An 18,580-nucleotide genomic window follows, 5' to 3' on the forward strand; every position below is an offset into this window, starting at 1 on the left:
GGCGATCAGCGAGAAGCCGCAGTTTCGTCCCGCGGCATCAGGAAGCCATACATCTCGGCAGCGGTCTGAAGCTGATCGAGGCGCGCCAAAACGGAGTCGCGCTGATCGCCATCCGCCAGGCTCACGAGTTCTCGCTCGAGCCGCAGCTTGTGCGCGTCTAGACGTTGTTCGAATGTGTGGGGCTCAGATCGTCTTCGCATTGTCCGTCCTCGGTGGTTGGAGGCCCGGGCTATTGGCCCAGCGCTCGACCTGCTCGATGACCGTCTGGTGGCTCGGACGCACCGGCTTTGGTCCTTCGGGCTCATCGGAAAGCTTGCGGGGTAACCTGACTTCATCCGTCATGGCCTATCTCCCTTTCCTGAGAGAATGCGCCAGAGGACGAGTCGTTTCAATAATAACTTATTGATTTTATTGAGTATTTTTACTCATTTGGCCATTTTTCCGACTCTTGTGGAACCCCAGCCAAGGTCGTTCGTTGAGTAAACTACTCAACTTGCTCAAACTGCGTGATCGACCATGAATGACCTTCGCGCCGAGCGCCTCCAAGTCATGCTCTCGCCGGAAGAGTTGGCCGCCGTTGATGATTTCCGGTTCAAACATCGTATGCCGACGCGAGCGGCAGCGGTCCGCGAACTTCTCAAGTTCGGGCTGGCCGCCGTAGGCGTCGATGCTGGCGCTGGCGTGAAGTCGAGCAGCTTCGGCGTGTTCGGCCGCGGCCCCGAGGGACACACTGAAGGCGGCGGCTAAGACTGATCCAGACGCCCTCCCACAAAGCAAAACGGCCCCGGCACCGTGGGTGCCAGGGCCGCTCATGGAGACTGCTTCCGGAGCACCGGGGGCATGTCGCCGGAAGCAATCTGTCGACTCCTCCTGCGAGGATTCGTTCCTCGCGTGGTCAGCCACTCGGCGCCGTGCCGGAATCATCCGGCGTCATGCCGGAGCCCGGCGTCTTGCTGTCGTCGTTGAGTTTGGGATCGCGCGTCGCCTCTCGCGACGGCGAGCCCTTCTGGTCCGTCTTGTGCGCGGTCTGCGCGCGCTGCTTGTCGCGCGGCTGATCTTCCGCGCGCTTGTCCTTGACGATGCCGTGGTCGGAATGTGCCATGATGTCCTCTCGCGTCTCCGATGCCTCGGAGCGCTTACGCTCCGGTGCGTCGAATGTTCCGAACGTGCGAGAACCGTGCGACGCTAACTATGCGCCGCATGCACCGCCACGGATGCGTTTTCCTGATGCACCTGCCGGACCGTCGTCACCGTCGCGAACGCGACCGAGACGCCGAAGGCGAGGATGAGCGAGAAAAGTGCCAGACGTGGAGCCATCGCAAAACCTCCTTCTGGAATGGGTAAATCAACGCGATCGACTATTCCCGGATGATCGTTGATTGGTGCCGCTCATTCCGTGAGCGGTCTCACACGCAGATTCACAAAAAAGGGAGCGGTCAAACGCCCCGGCTGTGCAGGATGCCGACCTTCACGGGCGGGACTTCGCCGTCGAGCCAGTCCTGCTCTTTCGCCAGGGCCGTCCAGGCATCCGCCATCCGCGAATAGCGATTATAGGCGGGTCGCCCTTCCGAGCGCTCGGCCAGTTGCAGGCAGTTCTCGGCGTTGTCCCTGAAGATGTCAGACTGTTTCATCGATAAGACGTGGGCACGGAACCCCTGCCCCGCAACCGCCCTTACAGGATCGTAACCTCCGCGGAACTTTGCACGCTGCGGGTCATTGGATATCCATGCGTATATTGGTCGCGATCGTCCTGGCCTTCATCAGCACCGCGGCGCTTGCCGACAGCACCGGCGAGCAAGTGCGCGGCGATCGCGCGCCCGACGCCACGGACGTCATCAGTGGCCTCTATGCCTTCAGCCGCTTCCAGCAGGGACTGCTGGAGAGCACCGACCTGAAGGGCAATGCCGAGGTCAAGAATCTTGCCGCCCTTCGCGCCGAAGAAGCGGCCAAGCGCGACAAGGCGCTGAAGCAAATTCAGGACGCCATCGGCACCGAGCCGCGCGTGAGCAAGACGACGTCAGCCGGCCTCAGCCTCGCCAAGCCCGATGACGCCGAGGGGCCCGCTTATGTCAGAACTTTCTATGCAGCCCAGATTCCCGAATACGAATCCACGATCACCCTGCTCGAAAATTATCTGAAGACGCCCGACAATCCCGCGCTCGCCGCGTTCGCGCGCGAGCACCTGCCGGTGTTGCGCGCACAGTTGAAGGACGCCGAGCGCACCATGGCCGACAAGTAGCGGCCCTCCTTGTCCTCCAAGTGATTCTGCCGCTCGATCGGCCGGACGACGCGATCGCTGCCGGTCATCTCGTCCCGGCCGGCAGCGGCCTTGGCATCCTTGCCGCCCGGCCGGAAGTTTCAAGATCGGAACATCCCCCCACGCCCCCTCCTAAGGGCTGAGACATTTTAGGTAATCGGATGGAACTCTCGTCAATCTTCGTCGTTAGTTTGGCCGGGCTGAGCACGGCAGGTTCCAATTCCTAGCGTCGCAACCTTGGCGCTTGATTTCGAATTTGGCTGACGCTCTATTTTGACCAGATGCGTCACGCCAAAGATTCGGCCGGCGCCTGCGGGGGAATTAGTATGAGCGACCTCGATTCCGGAACAGCATCACGCTCCGGTCGTCGCGTCCCAAAACCCAAACCCAACGGTACCTCGGAGCCGGATTCCCGGTCGGAATTGCTGCTCGCGCTACAGGCCATGCGCAGCGGCGATTTTTCGGTGCGGATGAGCGGCGAATATCTCGGCATCGACGGCAAGATTGCCGACACTTTTAACGAAATCATCGCCGCCAACCAGCGCATGGCGCAGCAGCTCGAGCTGGTCGGCCAGGTCGTGGGCCGCGAGGGCAAGACCCGCCAGCGCGTGAAGTTCGGCCTCGCCTCGGGCTCCTGGGCCGACATGGAAGGCTCGGTCAATACGCTGATCGACGATCTGCTGTGGCCGACGCGCGAGGTGACCCGTGCGGTCGCGGCCGTGGCGCAGGGCGACCTGCTCGACACCGTCAAGCTCGACGTCGAGGGCCGCCCGCTGCGCGGCGAATTCCTGCAATCGGCGACCATCGTCAACACGATGATCAAGCAGCTCGGCGTCTTCACCTCCGAGGTGACGCGCGTGGCGCGCGAGGTCGGCACCGAGGGCAAGCTCGGCGGCCAGGCCCAGGTGCCGGAGGTGACCGGCGTCTGGAAGGACCTCACCGAGAGCGTCAACTCGATGGCGAACAACCTGACCAACCAGGTTCGCAACATCGCCGAGGTGACGATCGCGGTCGCCAACGGCGACTTGTCCAAGAAGATCACGGTCGACGTCCGCGGCGAGATCCTGCAGCTCAAGGAAGCCATCAACACGATGGTGGACCAGTTGCGCTCCTTCGCCTCGGAAGTGACGCGCGTCGCCCGCGAGGTCGGTACCGACGGCAAGCTCGGCGGCCAGGCCATCGTGCCCGGCGTCGCCGGCACCTGGAAGGACCTGACCGACTCCGTCAACGCGATGTGCGGCAACCTCACCGCACAGGTTCGCAACATCGCCAACGTGACCACCGCCGTGGCGCGCGGCGACTTGTCCCGCAAGATCACGGTGGACGTCCGCGGCGAAATCCTGGAGCTGAAGGACACCATCAACACCATGGTGGACCAGCTCAACTCCTTCGCCTCCGAAGTGACGCGCGTCGCGCGCGAGGTCGGCACCGAAGGCAAGCTCGGCGGCCAGGCCCAGGTGCCCGGCGTCGCCGGTACCTGGAAGGACCTGACCGACAACGTCAACTTCATGGCGTCGAACCTGACCGCCCAGGTCCGCAACATCGCCGACGTCGCGACCGCCATCGCCGGCGGCGACTTGTCGAAGAAGATCACCGTGAACGTCTCGGGCGAAATCCTTCAGCTGAAGGAAACGCTCAACACCATGGTCGACCAGCTCAATGCCTTCGCCGGCGAAGTCACGCGCGTCGCGCGCGAGGTCGGTACCGAAGGACGGCTCGGCGGCCAGGCCAACGTGCTCGGCGTCGCCGGCACCTGGAAGGACCTCACCGAAAGCGTCAACTCGATGGCCTCGAACCTGACCGCACAGGTTCGCAACATCGCCGAGGTGACGACCGCGGTCGCCGGCGGCGACTTGTCGAAGAAGATCACCGTGGACGTCCGCGGTGAAATCCTCGAGCTGAAGGACACCATCAACACCATGGTGGACCAGCTCAACGCCTTCGCCGGCGAAGTCACGCGCGTCGCGCGCGAGGTCGGCACCGAAGGCAAGCTCGGCGGCCAGGCCCAGGTGCGCGGCGTCGCCGGCACCTGGAAGGATCTGACGGACTCGGTCAACTCGATGGCCTCGAACCTGACCGGCCAGGTCCGCAACATCGCCGAGGTCGCCACGGCCGTCGCCAAGGGCGACTTGTCGAAGAAGATCACCGTGAACGTGTCGGGCGAAATCCTTCAGCTGAAGGAAACGCTCAACACCATGGTGGACCAGCTCAACGCCTTCGCCGGCGAAGTCACGCGCGTGGCACGCGAGGTCGGCACCGAAGGCAAGCTCGGTGGCCAGGCGCAGGTGACCGGCGTGGCCGGCACCTGGAAGGACCTCACTGACAACGTCAACTCGATGGCGGGCAACCTCACCGCCCAGGTCCGCAACATCGCCGAGGTCGCAACCGCGATCGCCGGCGGCGACCTCTCGCGCAAGATCACGGTGGACGTGCGCGGCGAGATCCTTCAGCTGAAGGACACGCTGAACACGATGGTCGACCAGCTCAACCGCTTCGCGGGCGAGGTGACGCGCGTGGCGCGCGAGGTCGGCACCGAGGGCCGGCTCGGCGGCCAGGCCAACGTGCCCGGCGTCGCCGGCACCTGGAAGGACCTCACCGACTCCGTCAACTCGATGGCCGGCAACCTCACCGCCCAGGTCCGCAACATCGCCGAGGTGACCACCGCCGTGGCGCGCGGCGACTTGTCCCGCAAGATCACCGTGGACGTGAAGGGCGAAATCCTCGAGCTCAAGAACACCATCAACACCATGGTGGACCAGCTCAACGCCTTCGCCGGCGAGGTGACGCGCGTGGCGCGCGAAGTCGGCACCGAAGGCAAGCTCGGCGGTCAGGCCGAGGTGTCCGGCGTCGCCGGCACCTGGAAGGACCTCACCGACAACGTCAACTTCATGGCCTCGAACCTGACGGCCCAGGTCCGCAACATCGCCGAGGTCGCAACCGCGATCGCCGGCGGCGATTTGTCGAAGAAGATCACGGTGGACGTGCGTGGCGAGATCCTGCTGCTCAAGGACACCCTCAACACCATGGTGGAGCAGCTCCGCTCCTTCGCCGCCGAAGTGACGCGCGTGGCGCGCGAAGTCGGCACCGAAGGCCGGCTCGGCGGTCAGGCCGTCGTGCCCGGCGTCGGCGGCACCTGGAAGGATCTCACCGACAACGTCAACCTGCTCGCGGCAAACCTCACCACGCAGGTCCGCAACATCGCCGAAGTGACGACCGCCGTGGCGCGCGGCGACTTGTCCCGCAAGATCACCGTCGACGTGAAGGGCGAAATCCTCGAGCTGAAGAACACCATCAACACCATGGTGGACCAGCTCAACGCGTTCGCCGGCGAAGTGACGCGCGTGGCGCGCGAAGTCGGCACCGAAGGCGAGCTCGGCGGTCAGGCCCAGGTGCCCGGTGTGGCCGGAACCTGGAAGGACCTCACCGACACCGTCAACTTCATGGCGGCGAACCTCACCGAACAGGTCCGCGGCATCGTCAAGGTGGTGACCGCGGTCGCGAACGGCGACCTCAAGCAAAATCTCACCGTGAAATCGAAGGGCGAAGTCGCAGCGCTCGCCGACACCATCAACAACATGACCGAGACGCTCGCGACCTTCGCCGACCAGGTGACGTCCGTGGCGCGCGAGGTCGGCGTCGAAGGCCGCCTCGGTGGTCAGGCCGACGTGCCCGGCGCGGCCGGCACCTGGAAGGACCTCACCGGCAACGTCAACCTGCTCGCGGCCAACCTCACCTCGCAGGTGCGCGCGATCGCCGAAGTGGCGACCGCCGTGACCAAGGGCGATTTGACGCCGTCGATCCAGGTTGACGCCCGCGGCGAACTCGCCGAGCTGAAAGACAACATCAACACGATGATCACGAATCTCCGTCTCACGACGGACGTGAACACCGAGCAGGACTGGCTGAAGACCAACCTCGCCAAATTCACCAACATGCTGCAGGGCCAGCGCGATCTCACGACCGTCGGCCGGCTGCTGCTGACCGAGCTGTCGCCGCTGGTCAACGCGCATACCGGCGTGATCTACCAGGTCGAGAACGAGGACAATCCGCAGCTCCTGCTGCTCGCCTCCTATGCCGGCGACGGCGTCTACCCCTATCAGCGCGTGCTGCAATTCGGCGACGGCCTGATCGGCCAGTGCGCGCTCGACAGGCGCCCGCGCGTGGTTGCCGACATCCCCGCCGACGTCGTGCCGATCAACTCGGCGCTGCTGCGCGTCGCACCGAAAAACCTCGTGGTGCTGCCGGTGCTGTTCGAGGGCCAGGTCAAGGCGGTGATCGAGCTCGCCTCGCTCACCTCGTTCACGACCTCGCAGATGACCTTCCTGGAGCAGCTCACCGATTCCATCGGCATCGTGCTCAATTCGATCGAAGCGACGATGCAGACCGAAGGCCTGCTGAAGCAGTCGCAGCAGCTGGCCGGCGAGCTCCAGACCCAACAGCGCGAATTGCAGCAGACCAACGACCAGCTCGAGCAGAAGGCGCAACAGCTCGCCGAACGTAACGTCGAGGTCGAGCGCAAGAACCAGGAGATCGAGCAAGCCCGCCGCGCGCTCGAGGAAAAGGCGACCGAGCTCGCGCTGACCTCGAAGTACAAGTCGGAATTCCTGGCCAATATGAGCCACGAGCTGCGGACGCCGCTGAACTCGATCCTGATCCTCGGCCAGCAGCTCACCGACAATCCGGACGGCAATCTTTCCGCCAAACAGGTCGAGTTCGCCCGCACCATCCACGGCGCCGGCACCGACCTCCTGAACCTCATCAGCGACATCCTCGATCTCTCCAAGATCGAGTCCGGCACGGTGACGGTCGAGGCCGAGGAGATCCTCACCGCGAACCTGCTCGAGACGGTCGGGCGGCCGTTCCGGCATGAGGCGGAGAACCGCAATCTGTCGTTCCAGATCGACGTCGATCCGAACCTCGCACGCAGCATCGTCACCGACTCCAAACGCTTGCAGCAGGTGCTGAAGAACCTGCTCTCCAACGCGTTCAAGTTCACCGGTGAAGGCGAAGTGCGGCTCAAGGTCGCCGGCGCGCTCGGCGGTTGGGGCACGGATCATCCGGTGCTGAACTCCGCGCCGGCCGTCATCGCCTTCGAGGTCTCCGATACCGGCATCGGTATTCCACTGGAGAAGCAGAAGCTGATCTTCGAGGCGTTCCAGCAGGCGGACGCCGGCACCAGCCGCAAATACGGCGGCACCGGACTTGGCCTTGCCATCAGCCGCGAGCTCGCGAGCCTGCTCGGCGGCGAAATCCACCTGCGCAGCGCCCCCGGCAAGGGCTCGACCTTCACACTGTATCTGCCGCTGAAATATTCCGGCCCGACGCTGGCGCCGCGTGCCGCGCCGGCGCCGCAACAATACAACCAGCCGCCGGCACTGCAGCCGGCTGTCCCCGAGCAGCAGCGCGTCATCGAGCAGCTGCCCGACGACCGGCTCAATCTCGAACCCGGCGACAGCATCCTGCTGGTCGTCGAGGACGATCCGCACTATGCCCGCATCCTGGTCGACCTCGCGCGTGACAAGGGTTTCAAGGTCCTGGTCGCCGCGCGCGGCGCGGAGGCGCTCGAACTCGCAAAACAGTACCAGCCGCGCGCCGTGTCGCTCGACGTGTTCCTGCCCGACATGCTCGGCTGGACGGTGCTGAGCCAGCTCAAGCACAACCCGCTGACGCGTCACATTCCGGTACAGATCATCACGCTCGACGAGGACCGGCAGCATGCGCTGGCCCGCGGCGCCTTCTCCTTCGTCAACAAGCCGACCACGACCGAAGGCGTTTCCGCCGCGCTGACCCAGATCAAGGAATATGCGCAGCCACGACGCAAGCGGCTCCTGATCGTCGAGGACAACGAAGCCGAGCAGCTGTCGATCCGGGAGCTGCTGCATCACGACGACATCGAGATCGTGACCACCGATACCGGCGCGGGTGCGCTCTCGACGCTGCGCGAGGCCCCCTGTGACTGCGTGGTGCTCGACCTCCGGCTGCCCGACATGAGCGGCTTCGAGGTGCTGGAGCAGATCCGCCGCGATGACACGCTATCGAATGTTCCCGTGGTGGTGTTCACCGGCCGCGAACTCTCGGCCGAAGAGGATGCGGAACTTCACACCATGGCGCGCAGCATCGTGGTCAAGGGCGTGGAATCGCCCGAACGCCTGCTCGACGAGACCGCGCTGTTCCTGCATCGCGTGATCACGGAACTGCCCGTCGAGAAACAGCGCATGCTGGAGAAGCTGAACAGTTCCGACGAGGATCTGATCGGCAAGACTGCGCTGCTCGTCGACGACGACGCCCGCAACATCTTCGCACTGTCGAGCGTGCTGGAACGGCGCGGCATGAAGGTGCTGACGGCGACCACGGGCCGCGAGGCGGTGACGCTGGTCGAATCCAATCCGGAAATCGCCATCGTGCTGATGGACATCATGATGCCGCAGATGGATGGCTACCAGACCATCGGCGTGATCCGGGAGAACCCGGCCTTCCTCCGCCTGCCGATCATCGCGCTGACGGCGAAGGCGATGAAGGGCGACCGCGAAAAATGCCTGGAAGCCGGCGCGTCCGACTACCTCGCCAAACCCGTCAACACCGATCAATTGCTGCTTGCGATCCGCATGTGGCTGCACCGCTGAGCTGGATCCGAGAATGGACCACGAAAAGGTCAATATCCTCCTCGTCGACGACCAGCCGGCCAAGCTGCTCGCCTATGAGGTGATCTTGAAGGAACTCGGCGAGAACCTCGTGATCGCCTCGTCCGGCCGCGAGGCGCTGGAGGTTCTGCTCAAGACCGAGATCGCGGTGATCCTGGTCGACGTCTGCATGCCCGAGCTCGACGGCTTCGAGCTCGCCGCGATGATCCGCGAGCATCCGCGCTTCCAGAAGACCGCGATGATCTTCATCTCGGCAATCCAGGTCAGCGACATCGACCGGCTCCGCGGCTACGAGATGGGCGCGGTCGACTATGTTCCGGTACCCGTCATACCGGAAGTGCTGCGCGCCAAGGTCAAGGTGTTTGCCGAGCTCTATCGCAAGACGCGCGAGCTCGAACGGCTGAACCAGGATCTCGAGGATCGCGTCCGCGCCCGCACGGCCGAGCTCGAGAATTCCACCGCGAAGCTGCGCGAGAGCGAAGAGCGGCGCAGCATGGCGATTGCCGCCGGCAAGATGGGATCCTGGGACTGGGATTGGGTCAATGGCGACTGGATGTGGGACGAGGGCCAGTACCGCATATTCGGCGTGACGCCGGAGACCTTCAACGTCACCTCGGCCAACATCCAGGCGCTGCTGCACCCGGATGACGTCGACCAGTTCGGCCAGGCGATTGCCGCGTTCAATACCGGTGCGCACGCCTATGAAGGAGAATTTCGCGTCAGCCGACCCGATGGCGAGGTCCGCTGGTGCGTCGGCACGGCGGCCGCGACGGTGGATCCGGGCGGCCGCGTGGTGCGGGTGAGCGGCGTCACGGTCGATATCACCGAACGCAAGCGCGCCGAGGAACGGCAGAACCTGCTGGCGCGCGAAGTCGATCACCGCGCCAAGAATGCGCTGGCGCTGGCACAGTCGATCGTGCGCCTCACCCGTGCCGACGAGGTCAAGGCTTACGTCCATGCCGTCGAGGGGCGCATCAATGCGCTCGCGCGCGTGCACACCATCCTGTCGCTGTCGAGCTGGCAGGGCGCCGAGCTCTCCAAGCTGATCGAGGAGGAGCTTGCGCCCTACTCGCTCGGCGGACAGATCGAGCTCGCGGGTCCCGAGGTGCAGTTGCTGCCGGCGACAGCGCAGACGCTGGCGCTTGCGCTGCACGAGCTCTTCACCAATTCGGCCAAATATGGCGCGCTGTCGACCCGGTCGGGGCGGCTCGCGATCGGCTGGCAGGTCGAGAACGATCTCCTGATCCTGACCTGGGAGGAGACCGGAGGGCCGCTGGTCAGGACGCCGAAGTCGCGAGGCTTCGGCACGAGAAGCCTGCTGGCCAGTGTCGAATCCCAGCTCGGCGGACAGGCGCAGTTCGACTGGCGTTCGGAGGGCCTGTTGTGCCGCCTCAATGTGCCGTTGATACGCAAGAGCGCGGCAACATCGGCAACGCAGGACAAGTTCGAGGCCAGCACCTCCCCCGAACTTCAGCGCGCGTCGGGTTAGCGCGACGCAGCGACCTTCAGCCGTAACATCGGCTGAGGTTCATCGGCGACACGCCCCTCGAGCCAGGCCTCCGTTTGCGCGAGATCGCGCAACGCCGTCGCGTAGCGGCGGGCTGCGCTGCGCTCTGCACCGCGCGGCAGCTTGCGCGCCTTGCGCAACATGTCGGCCGCTGCGTTACGGTAGGCCAGCGAGCGATAGAGAAAGACCACCTTACCCATAGCGAATGTTCCCGTGTTGATGCCGTTCATCCTGGCAAGATCGGCATGAACGTCGGATGAAGCGGGGGATGACAATTCCTTCATGCAAAATGGAACCCGCGACGACGATGCGCGTTGGCGTGCCAGATCGATCGGCAGTTCCATGCGCACAAAAAAGTCGCCAAACAGGTCGCCAAATAGATCGCCAAGCCTGATCTCTCCCACCGGCATCATCAAGCTGATGACACACGCGATGATGGGCGCGGCACTCGGCCTGGTCTTCACACTTGCATTGATCCTGGCCAATCCTGCGGTCGCAGGATTGCTGAATCACGGCGGCCATGCGGCAGCCTTCGTCTTTGTCGGCACGATGGTGACGACGTTTGCCATCGGTGCGGCGCTGACGGGCGTCGTGTTCATCCTCAACGAGGACAAGGAATCTTGAAGCGCGCGTGAGGCGCAATGCGCTCTTTGGTTCGGAACTCCCGCGGCAATGAGCGGTTGGCTCTGCCTGCGTCAATTCAACTCAGGGAGTTCCCGCGCATGAACACGACCAAGCTCACTCTCACCGTGATGTTGGCAACCGGCCTCGCTGCCGCGCCCTTCGCCGCGCAGGCCAAGTCGCACAAGGCGAAGCATGAATCATCGACCTCGTCGTCGCAGACGACAGGCGCCAACATGAAGAAGACCGTACCTGCCGACGCGTCAGGCCAAGGCGGTGCTGGCCCCGGCAGCGATCAGGGTGGCAGCATGACCAAGCCCCAGAACGGAATGAGCAAGTAAGCGCGGGCTCAATACAATGAGAAGCCCCGCGGCGACGCGGGGCTTTTCGTTGCTTTGGCGACGCCGGTCTCAATCAGCGGTCGAGGCGCATGGCCAGCAAGCTTAGCGCCACATCGTCGGCGCGCGGGTCAGCACGTCCCGGCCGGCGCGCTTCAAATCGTCGACCGAACATTGCCCCGATCGAGCAAGATCACCCAGTCGAGCGGCAATTCGTTGGCGCGTCGCCATTTCGGACGGCGCAAGATCGGCACAGACCTCATCAAGCACAGCCCTCAGCAGAGCGGCCATTTCGGCTTCCGGCACGGACGAGCTCCGGCATTTCGCGTTGCGCGATCGCTTTAGCTGCGTCGAATGTCAGTGATGTTAAGGTGGCCGCGTGTGGGAGCTGTCTTCACGAGGTGGTCGAGCCGCGCCCGCTTGCGCGTAATCAGGAGCTGGGCCGCGGCATCGTCGAGGCCCTCGCGCTGCAATTGCCGGATCGCGGAGCCCAATTCGAGGATCTCGGCGCGGAGCTTCAGAATCCGGTAGGCGTCCGGGTCTTCTTCCACCGCCAGCCTCCATCCGCCACCGCCGTGGCATGTCTCAACGGCGCGCCGCCCTGCTCTCGCTCTTCTGCGCGCGAAGACGCACCCGGTCGCGGATGTCGGGCAACACCCCGCCACCGCCAGCGGCCTTCCATTCGCCGATCAGCAGATTGATTTTCCGGCGCAGCTCCATCTGCGTCAGGGCCCGTTCGGTGCAGTCGCGATCGCGATTGACGAGATCGCGCACGGACGCCTCGACATCGGCCATCTCCAGCCTCAAGGCACTGATTTTGCGTCGAATTTCATTAATTCTGTTGTCCATGGCTTGTTAGAACAAAATAAGAACATATAGTCAAGTCACGAATTCAGAGTGGAGAGCAGAGATGCAGGTTCAGGGTAAATACGACGCCAAGGCTTTTCTCATGGAGCAGATGACCCGGGCGCAAGGGCTGCGGCTGAAGCGGCTGAGCGAAGAGGCCTACCAGCCCGCGCAATACGATCGCGGCCTGTCCTCGGCCGAAGCCGCACGCCGCATCCAGGTGCTTGAAGCGGAGATCGAGCTCGCGAACTCCTTCTGAGGCGCGCGGCCGGCGCCTTTGGAACGTTGCGTCAGCCCTCCTGTTCTCTTCCGAGGCCAAGGGGAGGTCAAGGGAGAGAGTTGATGGCACGCAAGGCAAAGAAACGCCGCTACTCACGCAGTGCCGGCAGTGATGTCGAACGAGAGATGCGGCGCTACAAGAAGGGGACCGCGAAGAGCGGACCCGGCGGTCGCGGCGGTCGCGTGAAGAGCCGCAAGCAGGCGATCGCAATCGGCCTCTCGGAAGCACGCGCAAAGGGCAAGAAGGTGCCGAAGAAGGCATCGAAGAAAACGTCAAAGAAAACGTCAAAGAAGAAGACGGCCAAGAAGAGCTCGAAGCGGAAATCCGCCAAGCGCTGACGCCGCCCGGCGTCAGATCATGCTGCCGGGCATGAAGCAGCGAATCGAAACGCCGAACGCTGTCTTGACCGGCCAGACCATGGTGCGACCGGCGCGGTTCGGCTCGGTAATCACGGCTTCGTCGGGGACCTCGACCCACTCCCCGTCAAGACGAACCCGGTAATGCCCATTGTGCGAGTCCCAGTCGGGATCGGCGACGGCAACGCCGTCCGCGTCCGAACAGCATGGACCGAGATGGCTGCGCAGGCTGTCGAACCAGGGTTTTAGCGGTGAGTCGGTGAAGCGGCCGTCGTCGCGCCCCAGGGCATTTCCGGTCGACAGCACGAGTGGCGCCAGCAGCAGCGCAAGCTTCAGCGAGAGCTTCAATCGATCCATGTCGGCACCGATCAAATGCGGACCACCGGCCGGTTCCACAAAGCAGCCGGACGTCCGAAGTTCCACTCCAGCAATTTGCCTCGGCGCCGTCACTGCCGCCAAGGCACAACACGCGATTCCAAATTCTGACGAGCGAACGCGGCTTTTTCGGACGAACCCGTCACCAATGCTGCCGTTAACGAGAATGTTATCGACAGCCTGTGGGTATCTCGAGAGGTATGCACGAAAAAGGCGGCCCGCAGGCCGCCTTTTGAATTTGTTGTCAGGATCCGGAAATCAGGCGAGCGGCACCGCGACGAAGCGGGTCGCCTCAGCGCTCTTCACCTGCAGCAGCACGCTGTTCTTGCCGGACGATTTGGCCTGCGCCAGCTCGGAACGGACGTCGCCGACATTGGAGACCGCCTTGCCGCCGACATTGAGGATGACGTCGCCGGTCTGGATGCCGCGCTGCGCTGCCGGTCCCTGCGGATCGACCTCGGTGACCACGACGCCCTTCTGACCTGCGCCCTGGACCTCGCCGGCCGGTGCCAGGCTGAGGCCGAGGCGCGGCGTGCCGGGAGCCTGCTGCGCCTTGCCGTCACCAGACTTATCGCCTCCTTTGGCCTGCCGCTCGTTCGACAGTTCGCCGAGCGCGAGCGTCACCGTCTTGGTGTCGCCCTTGTGAACGACGTCGAGCTTTACGGACGTGCCCGGTGCCAGCGTGGCGATGGTGCGGGCGAGATCGCGGGAGTCCTTGATCTCGGTCCCGTTGACGGCGGTGATGACGTCGCCCGCCTCGATGCCGGCCTTCGCTGCCGGGCTGCCATCCTGCGGGTTGTCGACGATGGCGCCGCGCGCCGCCTTCAGGCCGAGGCTGTCGGCGATCTCCGCGGTCACCGGCTGCACCTGCACACCGAGCCAGCCACGGGTGACGGCACCCTTGTCCTTGAGCTGCGCGACCACGAGCTTGGCGGTCGAGGACGGAATATCGAAGCCGATGCCGACCGAGCCGCCCGAGGGCGAGAAGATCGCGGTGTTCACGCCGATCACGTTGCCGTTCATGTCGAAGGCCGGACCGCCGGAATTGCCCTTGTTGATCGGCGCATCGATCTGGATGTAGTCGTCATAGGGACCATTGCCGATGTCGCGGCCGCTGGCCGAGACGATACCGGCCGTCACCGTGCCGCCGAGGCCGAAGGGATTGCCGACCGCGACCACCCAGTCGCCGATCCGCGGCTTCTGGTCGGAGAATTTCACGAACGGGAAGTCCTTCTTGCCGTCGACCTTGATCAGCGCGAGGTCGGTCTTCGGATCGGTGCCGACCACCTTCGCGGTGTAGATCGTGCCATCATCCATCGTCACCTGCACGGACTCGGCGTGGTCGACGACATGGTTGTTGGTCACGGCATAGCCGTCGGCCGAGATGAAGAAGCCGGAGCCCTCGCCCGTGATCACCTGGTGGCGCTGGCGCGGCATGCCATTCATGCCACCCTGGCCGCGGAAGCCGAACTGCCGCTGGAACTGGTCGAACGGAGAATCCTCGTCCTGATCCATCCGGTTCTGCTGCAGCATCGCGCTCTTGTCGTTGTCCTGGTCGATCTTCACCCGCACCGAGATAACGGCGGGCTTGACCTTGCTGACGAGGTCGCCGAAGCCCGGCGGCGTCGCGGCGCTCTCAGCGGCCTGCGCCGGCGAAATCAGGGAGTTCACGCCGAACGGCGTCGAAGCCGGAGACGCAGCCAGCACGGCCACGCCAAGCGCGGCCACAGTGCCGAGCAGCGCGAGCCGGCGCGGCCTGAGAATTGTACGGGTGCTTTTGGTGTCGGAATTGACGCGATCGATCATGTCGAAATGTCCATGTTGGGTAAGTCGCCTTGCACCCAACATGGACATCGTCACCTTACGGCGTCCCGTCCACGCGATTAAATCTTGGCAAAGAAAGCGCGGCGGGCGGCCGCAGGCTAAATTTCCTCGCCGCGCACTTGATGCAGCTCAACGTGAGCCCCCCGCGCAGTGAAAAACTGCGCCCATTGGATGATGGCCATCGGAGGCGCACCATGTACAAGGATATTCTCGTCCACATTCCGACCGAGCGCCCGATGCGCGCCCTGATCGACGGCTCGATCTCGCTTGCGGCCAAGCTCAACGCCCACATCGACGCGGTCGCCGTTGGCTATGTCGCGGGCACGGCTGCTTATGCCATGGAGGGTGGTGCTGCCGTGGCAGCCGTGTTCGAGATGGAACGCGAGCGCGCGATGGAACGGGCCGAGGCGGCACTCGCGGTATTCAAAAGCGGAGCCGCCATCGCCGGGATTTCCTATACCTGCCACCCGCTCGGTGCGATCCCGGTCGATGCAGCCGCCTCGCTCGGCGAAATGGCACGGCTGCATGATCTCAGCATCGTGCTCCAGCCCGATCCGGCGCTGGCGTCGTTCGACAACGACGTGCCGGGCGAAATCCTGTTCCAGGCGGGTGGTCCGGTGTTGTTCCTTCCCCACACCTTCCGCGGGACATTCAGGGCGAAGCGGGTCGGCATCTGCTGGGATGGCAGCCGGCTTGCGAGCCGCGCGATGCGCGACGCAGCGCCATTGCTGGCACGCGCCGAGGAGATCGTGATCATTGCGATCAACGAGTCCGACACCGCTCCCGAGGAGGCTTCCGCGAGCAATCTGGCGAAACATCTGGGCCGCCGCGGCCTGTCGACGCGCACGGACAGCCTTTCGGCCACGCGCGCCAATATCCAGCCCACCATCCTGTCATTGGCGGCGGACGAGAGCCTCGATGTGCTGGTGATGGGCGGCTACGGCCATTCCCGATTGCATGAGCGCTTTCTCGGCGGCGTCACCCGCGCCATGCTGGAAGCCATGACGGTCCCGACGCTGATGTCGCACTAGCGAAGGCGGAACGGATTCACGCTCACGCCGCGGCGGGTCGCTCCCATGCTGCGGCTGCGATGGCGTCGTCTTCGCGTTGCGCATTGCACGCGTCGAAATGCGCCTTCAGCGCGATCTCGGCAAGATATTCGAAATGTTCGGCCTGGCCGAGCAGCTGCCAGTTCTGGAGCGGCCGATAGGCGGCCTGCTGGCGACAGAGGGACGCCAGCGCGCGGTAGCGACGTACGTTCTCCATGAGACCCTCCCTCGCATTCACACGGGCTTATTATCCTGATTTGCGTCACGCCGATGGCGGTTGTGCAAAACATTTTCTGCGTACACAGCCGGCTTAACCTTGGTTAACTCTAGGGAAACCGGACGACGCACATTGGTTCCTATCGGGCGAACTCGAGCCTGAAACTCACGATGGGTTTAGGCGTAACGGCGGCGTTCGACGTTGATGCCGATCAAATCGAAATAACGTTCGATCGGTTCGGGCCGGCCGATCAGATAACCCTGCATTTCCTCGCAGGCCTCGCACGCGAGGAAGGCACGCTGCGCCTCCGTCTCCACCCCTTCCGCGACGACCGGAATGTGCAGGGCGCGCGCCAGGCTCAGGACCGCACGAACGATCTCGGCCGACTTCGGCGTCGCCTCGAGATCGGAGATGAAGCTGCGGTCGATCTTGATCTTGTCGAACGGGAACGACTGGAGATAGGACAGCGACGAGTACCCGGTGCCGAAATCATCCATCGCGATACGGATGCCGAGCGCCTTCAACCGCCGCAGCAGATTGAGCGCGCGGGCGAAATCGCCGATCAGCACGCCCTCCGTGATCTCGACCTCGAGCCGTGTCGGCGCAAGTCCCGTCTCCAACAGGATCTGGTGGATCGACCGTTCGAGGTCGCCGGTCTGGAACTGAACCGGCGACAGATTGACCGCGACCTGCAGCGGCCGCGGCCAGGACGCGGCCTCGCGGCACGCCTCGCGCAAGACCCATTCGCCGATCTGGATGATCAGCCCGTTCTCTTCGGCCAGCGGGATGAACTGGTCCGGCTGCACGATGCCGCGGGTCGGATGATTCCAGCGCAACAGCGCCTCGAAGCCGATGATCTCGCCGTCCATCCGCGCCTGCGGCTGGAAGTAGAGCAGGAGCTCGTTCTGCTCGACGGCCTGCCGCAGATCGTGCAGCAGCAGCCTGCGATCGCGCAGTTCCCGGTCCATCTCGGATTCGAAGAAGCACACCCTGCCCCGGCCCTCGCGCTTGGCGCGATACAGCGCGGAATCGGCATTGGCGAGCAGCGTTGCCGCATCCACGCCGTCATTGGGATAGAGCGCGATGCCGACGCTGAGGCCGACATGGGAGAGATAGTCGTCAACCTCGAGCTCGTTGCCGATCGCCTCGACCAGCCGCTCGCCGATCGCAAGCACCTCTTCACGGCAGACATCGTCCGGCATCAGGATCATGAACTCGTCGCCGCCGATGCGGGCGACGAAGGCACCATCGGCTTCCGCGGCGAGCCGCTCGGCCGCCCCGCGCATCATCATGTCGCCGACCGGATGGCCGAACAATTCGTTGACGTCCTTGAAGCGGTCGAGATCGAGGCTGAGCACCGCGAAACCGGCCGACGCCTGCTGCGCGCGCTGCAGCCGCTCGCCCAGCGCCGCATTGAATGCGCTGCGGTTCGGCAAGTCGGTCAGCGCGTCGTGATGCGCGAGGTGGCTGATGCGCTCCTGCGTATTGACGCGCTCGGTGACGTCCTCGATCACGCCGACCAGATATTGCGGATCGCCGGCATCATCGCTGATCAGCATCTTGCGCGAATTGACGACGCGGTCGTGGCCCTTGACGCCGATCTCGAGCAGGTGCTCCTCGAGGAACATCGGCATGCCGCTGGCGACGACGCGGCGGTCCTGCTCGTTGACCATGCGGGCGACTTCAGCCGGGAAAATCTCCTCGGGCGTCCTGCCGAGCATCTGCTCGCGAGGCACGCCGTAATAGTCCTCGCCGGCGCGATTGAGCAGGATGTAGCGCGAATCCTTTGCGCACTTCGCGAACACGGCGATCGGGATGTTCTCGACGATGGTATCGAGGAACTCCTGGGTCCGCAGCAGATCCTGCGCGACCTCATCATGCGTCTGCGCGCGTGCATCGATCATCCGCTGCCGCTCGCGATCGCTCACCTCATAGGCCGCGCTGACGAGCTCGCCCAGCCTGACGACGTCGACCTGTCCGGTTGCGTCCGTGGCGCAGCGAAGCTGCTCGGCGAACAAGCGATGCATGCTCATGCCATCGCCTCTCGCCGCGTGCAGGCCTCATGCCTGCAGGTATCCTGGATCAGCATCCCCACGCTCTCTCGCATTCCTGAACCGGACATTGCGATGCTTCGCATTGCGTGGGTGTTAATCGAATCTTCGCCTCGGGCGCGTTGGTTACTCCGGCCTGAAACGATTGATTGGCTTGTTCAACATTCTCCGTGGAACCCCGGAGAAATGTGGCACGCCTCGGCGCAACCGGAGCAGCG

At 64.2% G+C, this 18,580-nt stretch carries 21 protein-coding genes; 9 read left to right on the top strand and 12 right to left on the bottom strand.

From position 1 onward, the window contains the following. Positions 1 to 183: 183 nt before the first annotated feature. Positions 184 to 342: a hypothetical protein gene (locus QA645_RS33390; RefSeq protein ID WP_283045470.1), complete on the bottom strand. Its 159-nt coding sequence runs from the start codon at positions 340 to 342 to the stop codon at positions 184 to 186. Positions 343 to 516: 174 nt separating this feature from the next. Here QA645_RS33390 and QA645_RS33395 point away from each other — a divergent pair, with 174 nt between their 5' ends. Next, positions 517 to 747, top strand: coding sequence for a hypothetical protein (locus tag QA645_RS33395; protein WP_283045471.1), 231 nt, complete (start codon positions 517 to 519; stop codon positions 745 to 747). Positions 748 to 895: 148 nt separating this feature from the next. Here QA645_RS33395 and QA645_RS33400 read toward each other — a convergent pair whose 3' ends face one another. From QA645_RS33400 to QA645_RS33410, 3 genes are all read right to left on the bottom strand, one after another. Further along, complete coding sequence (locus tag QA645_RS33400; RefSeq protein WP_283045472.1) at positions 896 to 1,102, bottom strand: hypothetical protein; 207 nt, start codon at positions 1,100 to 1,102, stop codon at positions 896 to 898. An 83-nt stretch (positions 1,103 to 1,185) separates the two neighbouring features. Beyond that, the gene (locus tag QA645_RS33405; protein ID WP_256561251.1) at positions 1,186 to 1,317 is read right to left on the bottom strand and encodes a hypothetical protein; all 132 of its coding nucleotides are present in this window, start codon (positions 1,315 to 1,317) and stop codon (positions 1,186 to 1,188) included. 119 nt (positions 1,318 to 1,436) lie between these two features. Next, the gene (locus QA645_RS33410) at positions 1,437 to 1,631 is read right to left on the bottom strand and encodes a hypothetical protein (protein WP_283045473.1); all 195 of its coding nucleotides are present in this window, start codon (positions 1,629 to 1,631) and stop codon (positions 1,437 to 1,439) included. A gap of 95 nt (positions 1,632 to 1,726) precedes the next feature. Here QA645_RS33410 and QA645_RS33415 point away from each other — a divergent pair, with 95 nt between their 5' ends. From QA645_RS33415 to QA645_RS33425, 3 genes are all read left to right on the top strand, one after another. Continuing rightward, positions 1,727 to 2,239, top strand: coding sequence for a DUF4142 domain-containing protein (locus QA645_RS33415; RefSeq protein ID WP_283045474.1), 513 nt, complete (start codon positions 1,727 to 1,729; stop codon positions 2,237 to 2,239). Positions 2,240 to 2,583: 344 nt separating this feature from the next. Then, the gene (locus tag QA645_RS33420) at positions 2,584 to 8,880 is read left to right on the top strand and encodes a HAMP domain-containing protein (RefSeq protein WP_283045475.1); all 6,297 of its coding nucleotides are present in this window, start codon (positions 2,584 to 2,586) and stop codon (positions 8,878 to 8,880) included. A gap of 13 nt (positions 8,881 to 8,893) precedes the next feature. Then, complete coding sequence (locus tag QA645_RS33425) at positions 8,894 to 10,387, top strand: HWE histidine kinase domain-containing protein (protein ID WP_283045476.1); 1,494 nt, start codon at positions 8,894 to 8,896, stop codon at positions 10,385 to 10,387. Here QA645_RS33425 and QA645_RS33430 read toward each other — a convergent pair. Further along, positions 10,384 to 10,818 carry a hypothetical protein gene (locus QA645_RS33430; protein ID WP_254135300.1) on the bottom strand — a complete coding sequence of 145 codons (435 nt, stop codon included), beginning with the start codon at positions 10,816 to 10,818 and terminating at the stop codon, positions 10,384 to 10,386. The genes QA645_RS33425 and QA645_RS33430 overlap by 4 nt on opposite strands. Before the next feature lie 7 nt (positions 10,819 to 10,825). On the opposite strand from QA645_RS33430, the gene QA645_RS33435 reads away from it, so the two are divergent. Together QA645_RS33435 and QA645_RS33440 are read left to right on the top strand one after the other, a co-directional pair. Beyond that, the gene (locus QA645_RS33435) at positions 10,826 to 11,029 is read left to right on the top strand and encodes a hypothetical protein (RefSeq protein ID WP_283045477.1); all 204 of its coding nucleotides are present in this window, start codon (positions 10,826 to 10,828) and stop codon (positions 11,027 to 11,029) included. 98 nt (positions 11,030 to 11,127) lie between these two features. Continuing rightward, complete coding sequence (locus QA645_RS33440) at positions 11,128 to 11,367, top strand: hypothetical protein (protein ID WP_283045478.1); 240 nt, start codon at positions 11,128 to 11,130, stop codon at positions 11,365 to 11,367. 102 nt (positions 11,368 to 11,469) lie between these two features. Here QA645_RS33440 and QA645_RS33445 read toward each other — a convergent pair whose 3' ends face one another. Genes QA645_RS33445 through QA645_RS33455 form a run of 3 tightly spaced genes read right to left on the bottom strand, consistent with a single transcriptional unit; the run spans position 11,470 to position 12,159 of the window. Further along, complete coding sequence (locus QA645_RS33445; RefSeq protein WP_283045479.1) at positions 11,470 to 11,670, bottom strand: hypothetical protein; 201 nt, start codon at positions 11,668 to 11,670, stop codon at positions 11,470 to 11,472. A 35-nt stretch (positions 11,671 to 11,705) separates the two neighbouring features. Then, positions 11,706 to 11,915 (bottom strand): hypothetical protein, encoded by a 210-nt coding sequence (locus QA645_RS33450; protein ID WP_283045480.1) that lies wholly within the window; start codon positions 11,913 to 11,915, stop codon positions 11,706 to 11,708. Positions 11,916 to 11,949: 34 nt separating this feature from the next. Further along, a complete protein-coding gene (locus QA645_RS33455) occupies positions 11,950 to 12,159 on the bottom strand; it encodes a hypothetical protein (protein WP_254129535.1) in 210 nt (69 codons plus the stop codon). Between the two features lie 115 nt (positions 12,160 to 12,274). Here QA645_RS33455 and QA645_RS33460 point away from each other — a divergent pair, with 115 nt between their 5' ends. Next, on the top strand, positions 12,275 to 12,469 hold the full coding sequence (locus QA645_RS33460; protein ID WP_200472691.1) for a DUF3072 domain-containing protein: 195 nt from the start codon (positions 12,275 to 12,277) through the stop codon (positions 12,467 to 12,469). Positions 12,470 to 12,552: 83 nt separating this feature from the next. Then, positions 12,553 to 12,828 carry a DUF6496 domain-containing protein gene (locus QA645_RS33465; protein WP_254129534.1) on the top strand — a complete coding sequence of 92 codons (276 nt, stop codon included), beginning with the start codon at positions 12,553 to 12,555 and terminating at the stop codon, positions 12,826 to 12,828. A gap of 12 nt (positions 12,829 to 12,840) precedes the next feature. Here the strand turns inward: QA645_RS33465 and QA645_RS33470 are convergent, their stop codons facing one another. After that, positions 12,841 to 13,203, bottom strand: a complete 363-nt coding sequence (locus tag QA645_RS33470) for a hypothetical protein (RefSeq protein ID WP_254135299.1) — start codon at positions 13,201 to 13,203, stop codon at positions 12,841 to 12,843. 276 nt (positions 13,204 to 13,479) lie between these two features. Next, complete coding sequence (locus QA645_RS33475; RefSeq protein WP_283045481.1) at positions 13,480 to 15,027, bottom strand: Do family serine endopeptidase; 1,548 nt, start codon at positions 15,025 to 15,027, stop codon at positions 13,480 to 13,482. Between the two features lie 212 nt (positions 15,028 to 15,239). Here QA645_RS33475 and QA645_RS33480 point away from each other — a divergent pair, with 212 nt between their 5' ends. After that, on the top strand, positions 15,240 to 16,076 hold the full coding sequence (locus QA645_RS33480; protein ID WP_283045482.1) for a universal stress protein: 837 nt from the start codon (positions 15,240 to 15,242) through the stop codon (positions 16,074 to 16,076). A gap of 22 nt (positions 16,077 to 16,098) precedes the next feature. On the opposite strand, the gene QA645_RS33485 is transcribed toward QA645_RS33480, so the two are convergent. Next, positions 16,099 to 16,311: a hypothetical protein gene (locus QA645_RS33485; RefSeq protein WP_254129531.1), complete on the bottom strand. Its 213-nt coding sequence runs from the start codon at positions 16,309 to 16,311 to the stop codon at positions 16,099 to 16,101. A 176-nt stretch (positions 16,312 to 16,487) separates the two neighbouring features. Beyond that, entirely contained in the window at positions 16,488 to 18,344 is a 1,857-nt protein-coding gene (locus QA645_RS33490) for an EAL domain-containing protein (RefSeq protein WP_283045483.1), read from the bottom strand. Between the last annotated feature and the right edge of the window lie 236 nt (positions 18,345 to 18,580).

The organism is Bradyrhizobium sp. CIAT3101 (genome assembly GCF_029714945.1).
Classification (GTDB): domain Bacteria; phylum Pseudomonadota; class Alphaproteobacteria; order Rhizobiales; family Xanthobacteraceae; genus Bradyrhizobium.

What these genes read in the sequence shown, in the direction of transcription:
- QA645_RS33460 (WP_200472691.1), top strand. Translation starts at nt 12,275, where the DNA reads ATGCAGGTTCAGGGTAAATACGACGCCAAGGCTTTTCTCATGGAGCAG.
- QA645_RS33485 (WP_254129531.1), bottom strand. Translation starts at nt 16,311, where the DNA reads ATGGAGAACGTACGTCGCTACCGCGCGCTGGCGTCCCTCTGTCGCCAG.
- QA645_RS33490 (WP_283045483.1), bottom strand. Translation starts at nt 18,344, where the DNA reads ATGAGCATGCATCGCTTGTTCGCCGAGCAGCTTCGCTGCGCCACGGAC.
- QA645_RS33480 (WP_283045482.1), top strand. Translation starts at nt 15,240, where the DNA reads ATGTACAAGGATATTCTCGTCCACATTCCGACCGAGCGCCCGATGCGC.
- QA645_RS33435 (WP_283045477.1), top strand. Translation starts at nt 10,826, where the DNA reads ATGACACACGCGATGATGGGCGCGGCACTCGGCCTGGTCTTCACACTT.
- QA645_RS33390 (WP_283045470.1), bottom strand. Translation starts at nt 342, where the DNA reads ATGACGGATGAAGTCAGGTTACCCCGCAAGCTTTCCGATGAGCCCGAA.
- QA645_RS33470 (WP_254135299.1), bottom strand. Translation starts at nt 13,203, where the DNA reads ATGGATCGATTGAAGCTCTCGCTGAAGCTTGCGCTGCTGCTGGCGCCA.
- QA645_RS33455 (WP_254129535.1), bottom strand. Translation starts at nt 12,159, where the DNA reads ATGGCCGATGTCGAGGCGTCCGTGCGCGATCTCGTCAATCGCGATCGC.
- QA645_RS33415 (WP_283045474.1), top strand. Translation starts at nt 1,727, where the DNA reads ATGCGTATATTGGTCGCGATCGTCCTGGCCTTCATCAGCACCGCGGCG.
- QA645_RS33410 (WP_283045473.1), bottom strand. Translation starts at nt 1,631, where the DNA reads ATGAAACAGTCTGACATCTTCAGGGACAACGCCGAGAACTGCCTGCAA.
- QA645_RS33420 (WP_283045475.1), top strand. Translation starts at nt 2,584, where the DNA reads ATGAGCGACCTCGATTCCGGAACAGCATCACGCTCCGGTCGTCGCGTC.
- QA645_RS33430 (WP_254135300.1), bottom strand. Translation starts at nt 10,818, where the DNA reads ATGATGCCGGTGGGAGAGATCAGGCTTGGCGATCTATTTGGCGACCTG.
- QA645_RS33400 (WP_283045472.1), bottom strand. Translation starts at nt 1,102, where the DNA reads ATGGCACATTCCGACCACGGCATCGTCAAGGACAAGCGCGCGGAAGAT.
- QA645_RS33395 (WP_283045471.1), top strand. Translation starts at nt 517, where the DNA reads ATGAATGACCTTCGCGCCGAGCGCCTCCAAGTCATGCTCTCGCCGGAA.
- QA645_RS33425 (WP_283045476.1), top strand. Translation starts at nt 8,894, where the DNA reads ATGGACCACGAAAAGGTCAATATCCTCCTCGTCGACGACCAGCCGGCC.
- QA645_RS33440 (WP_283045478.1), top strand. Translation starts at nt 11,128, where the DNA reads ATGAACACGACCAAGCTCACTCTCACCGTGATGTTGGCAACCGGCCTC.
- QA645_RS33475 (WP_283045481.1), bottom strand. Translation starts at nt 15,027, where the DNA reads ATGATCGATCGCGTCAATTCCGACACCAAAAGCACCCGTACAATTCTC.
- QA645_RS33465 (WP_254129534.1), top strand. Translation starts at nt 12,553, where the DNA reads ATGGCACGCAAGGCAAAGAAACGCCGCTACTCACGCAGTGCCGGCAGT.
- QA645_RS33405 (WP_256561251.1), bottom strand. Translation starts at nt 1,317, where the DNA reads ATGGCTCCACGTCTGGCACTTTTCTCGCTCATCCTCGCCTTCGGCGTC.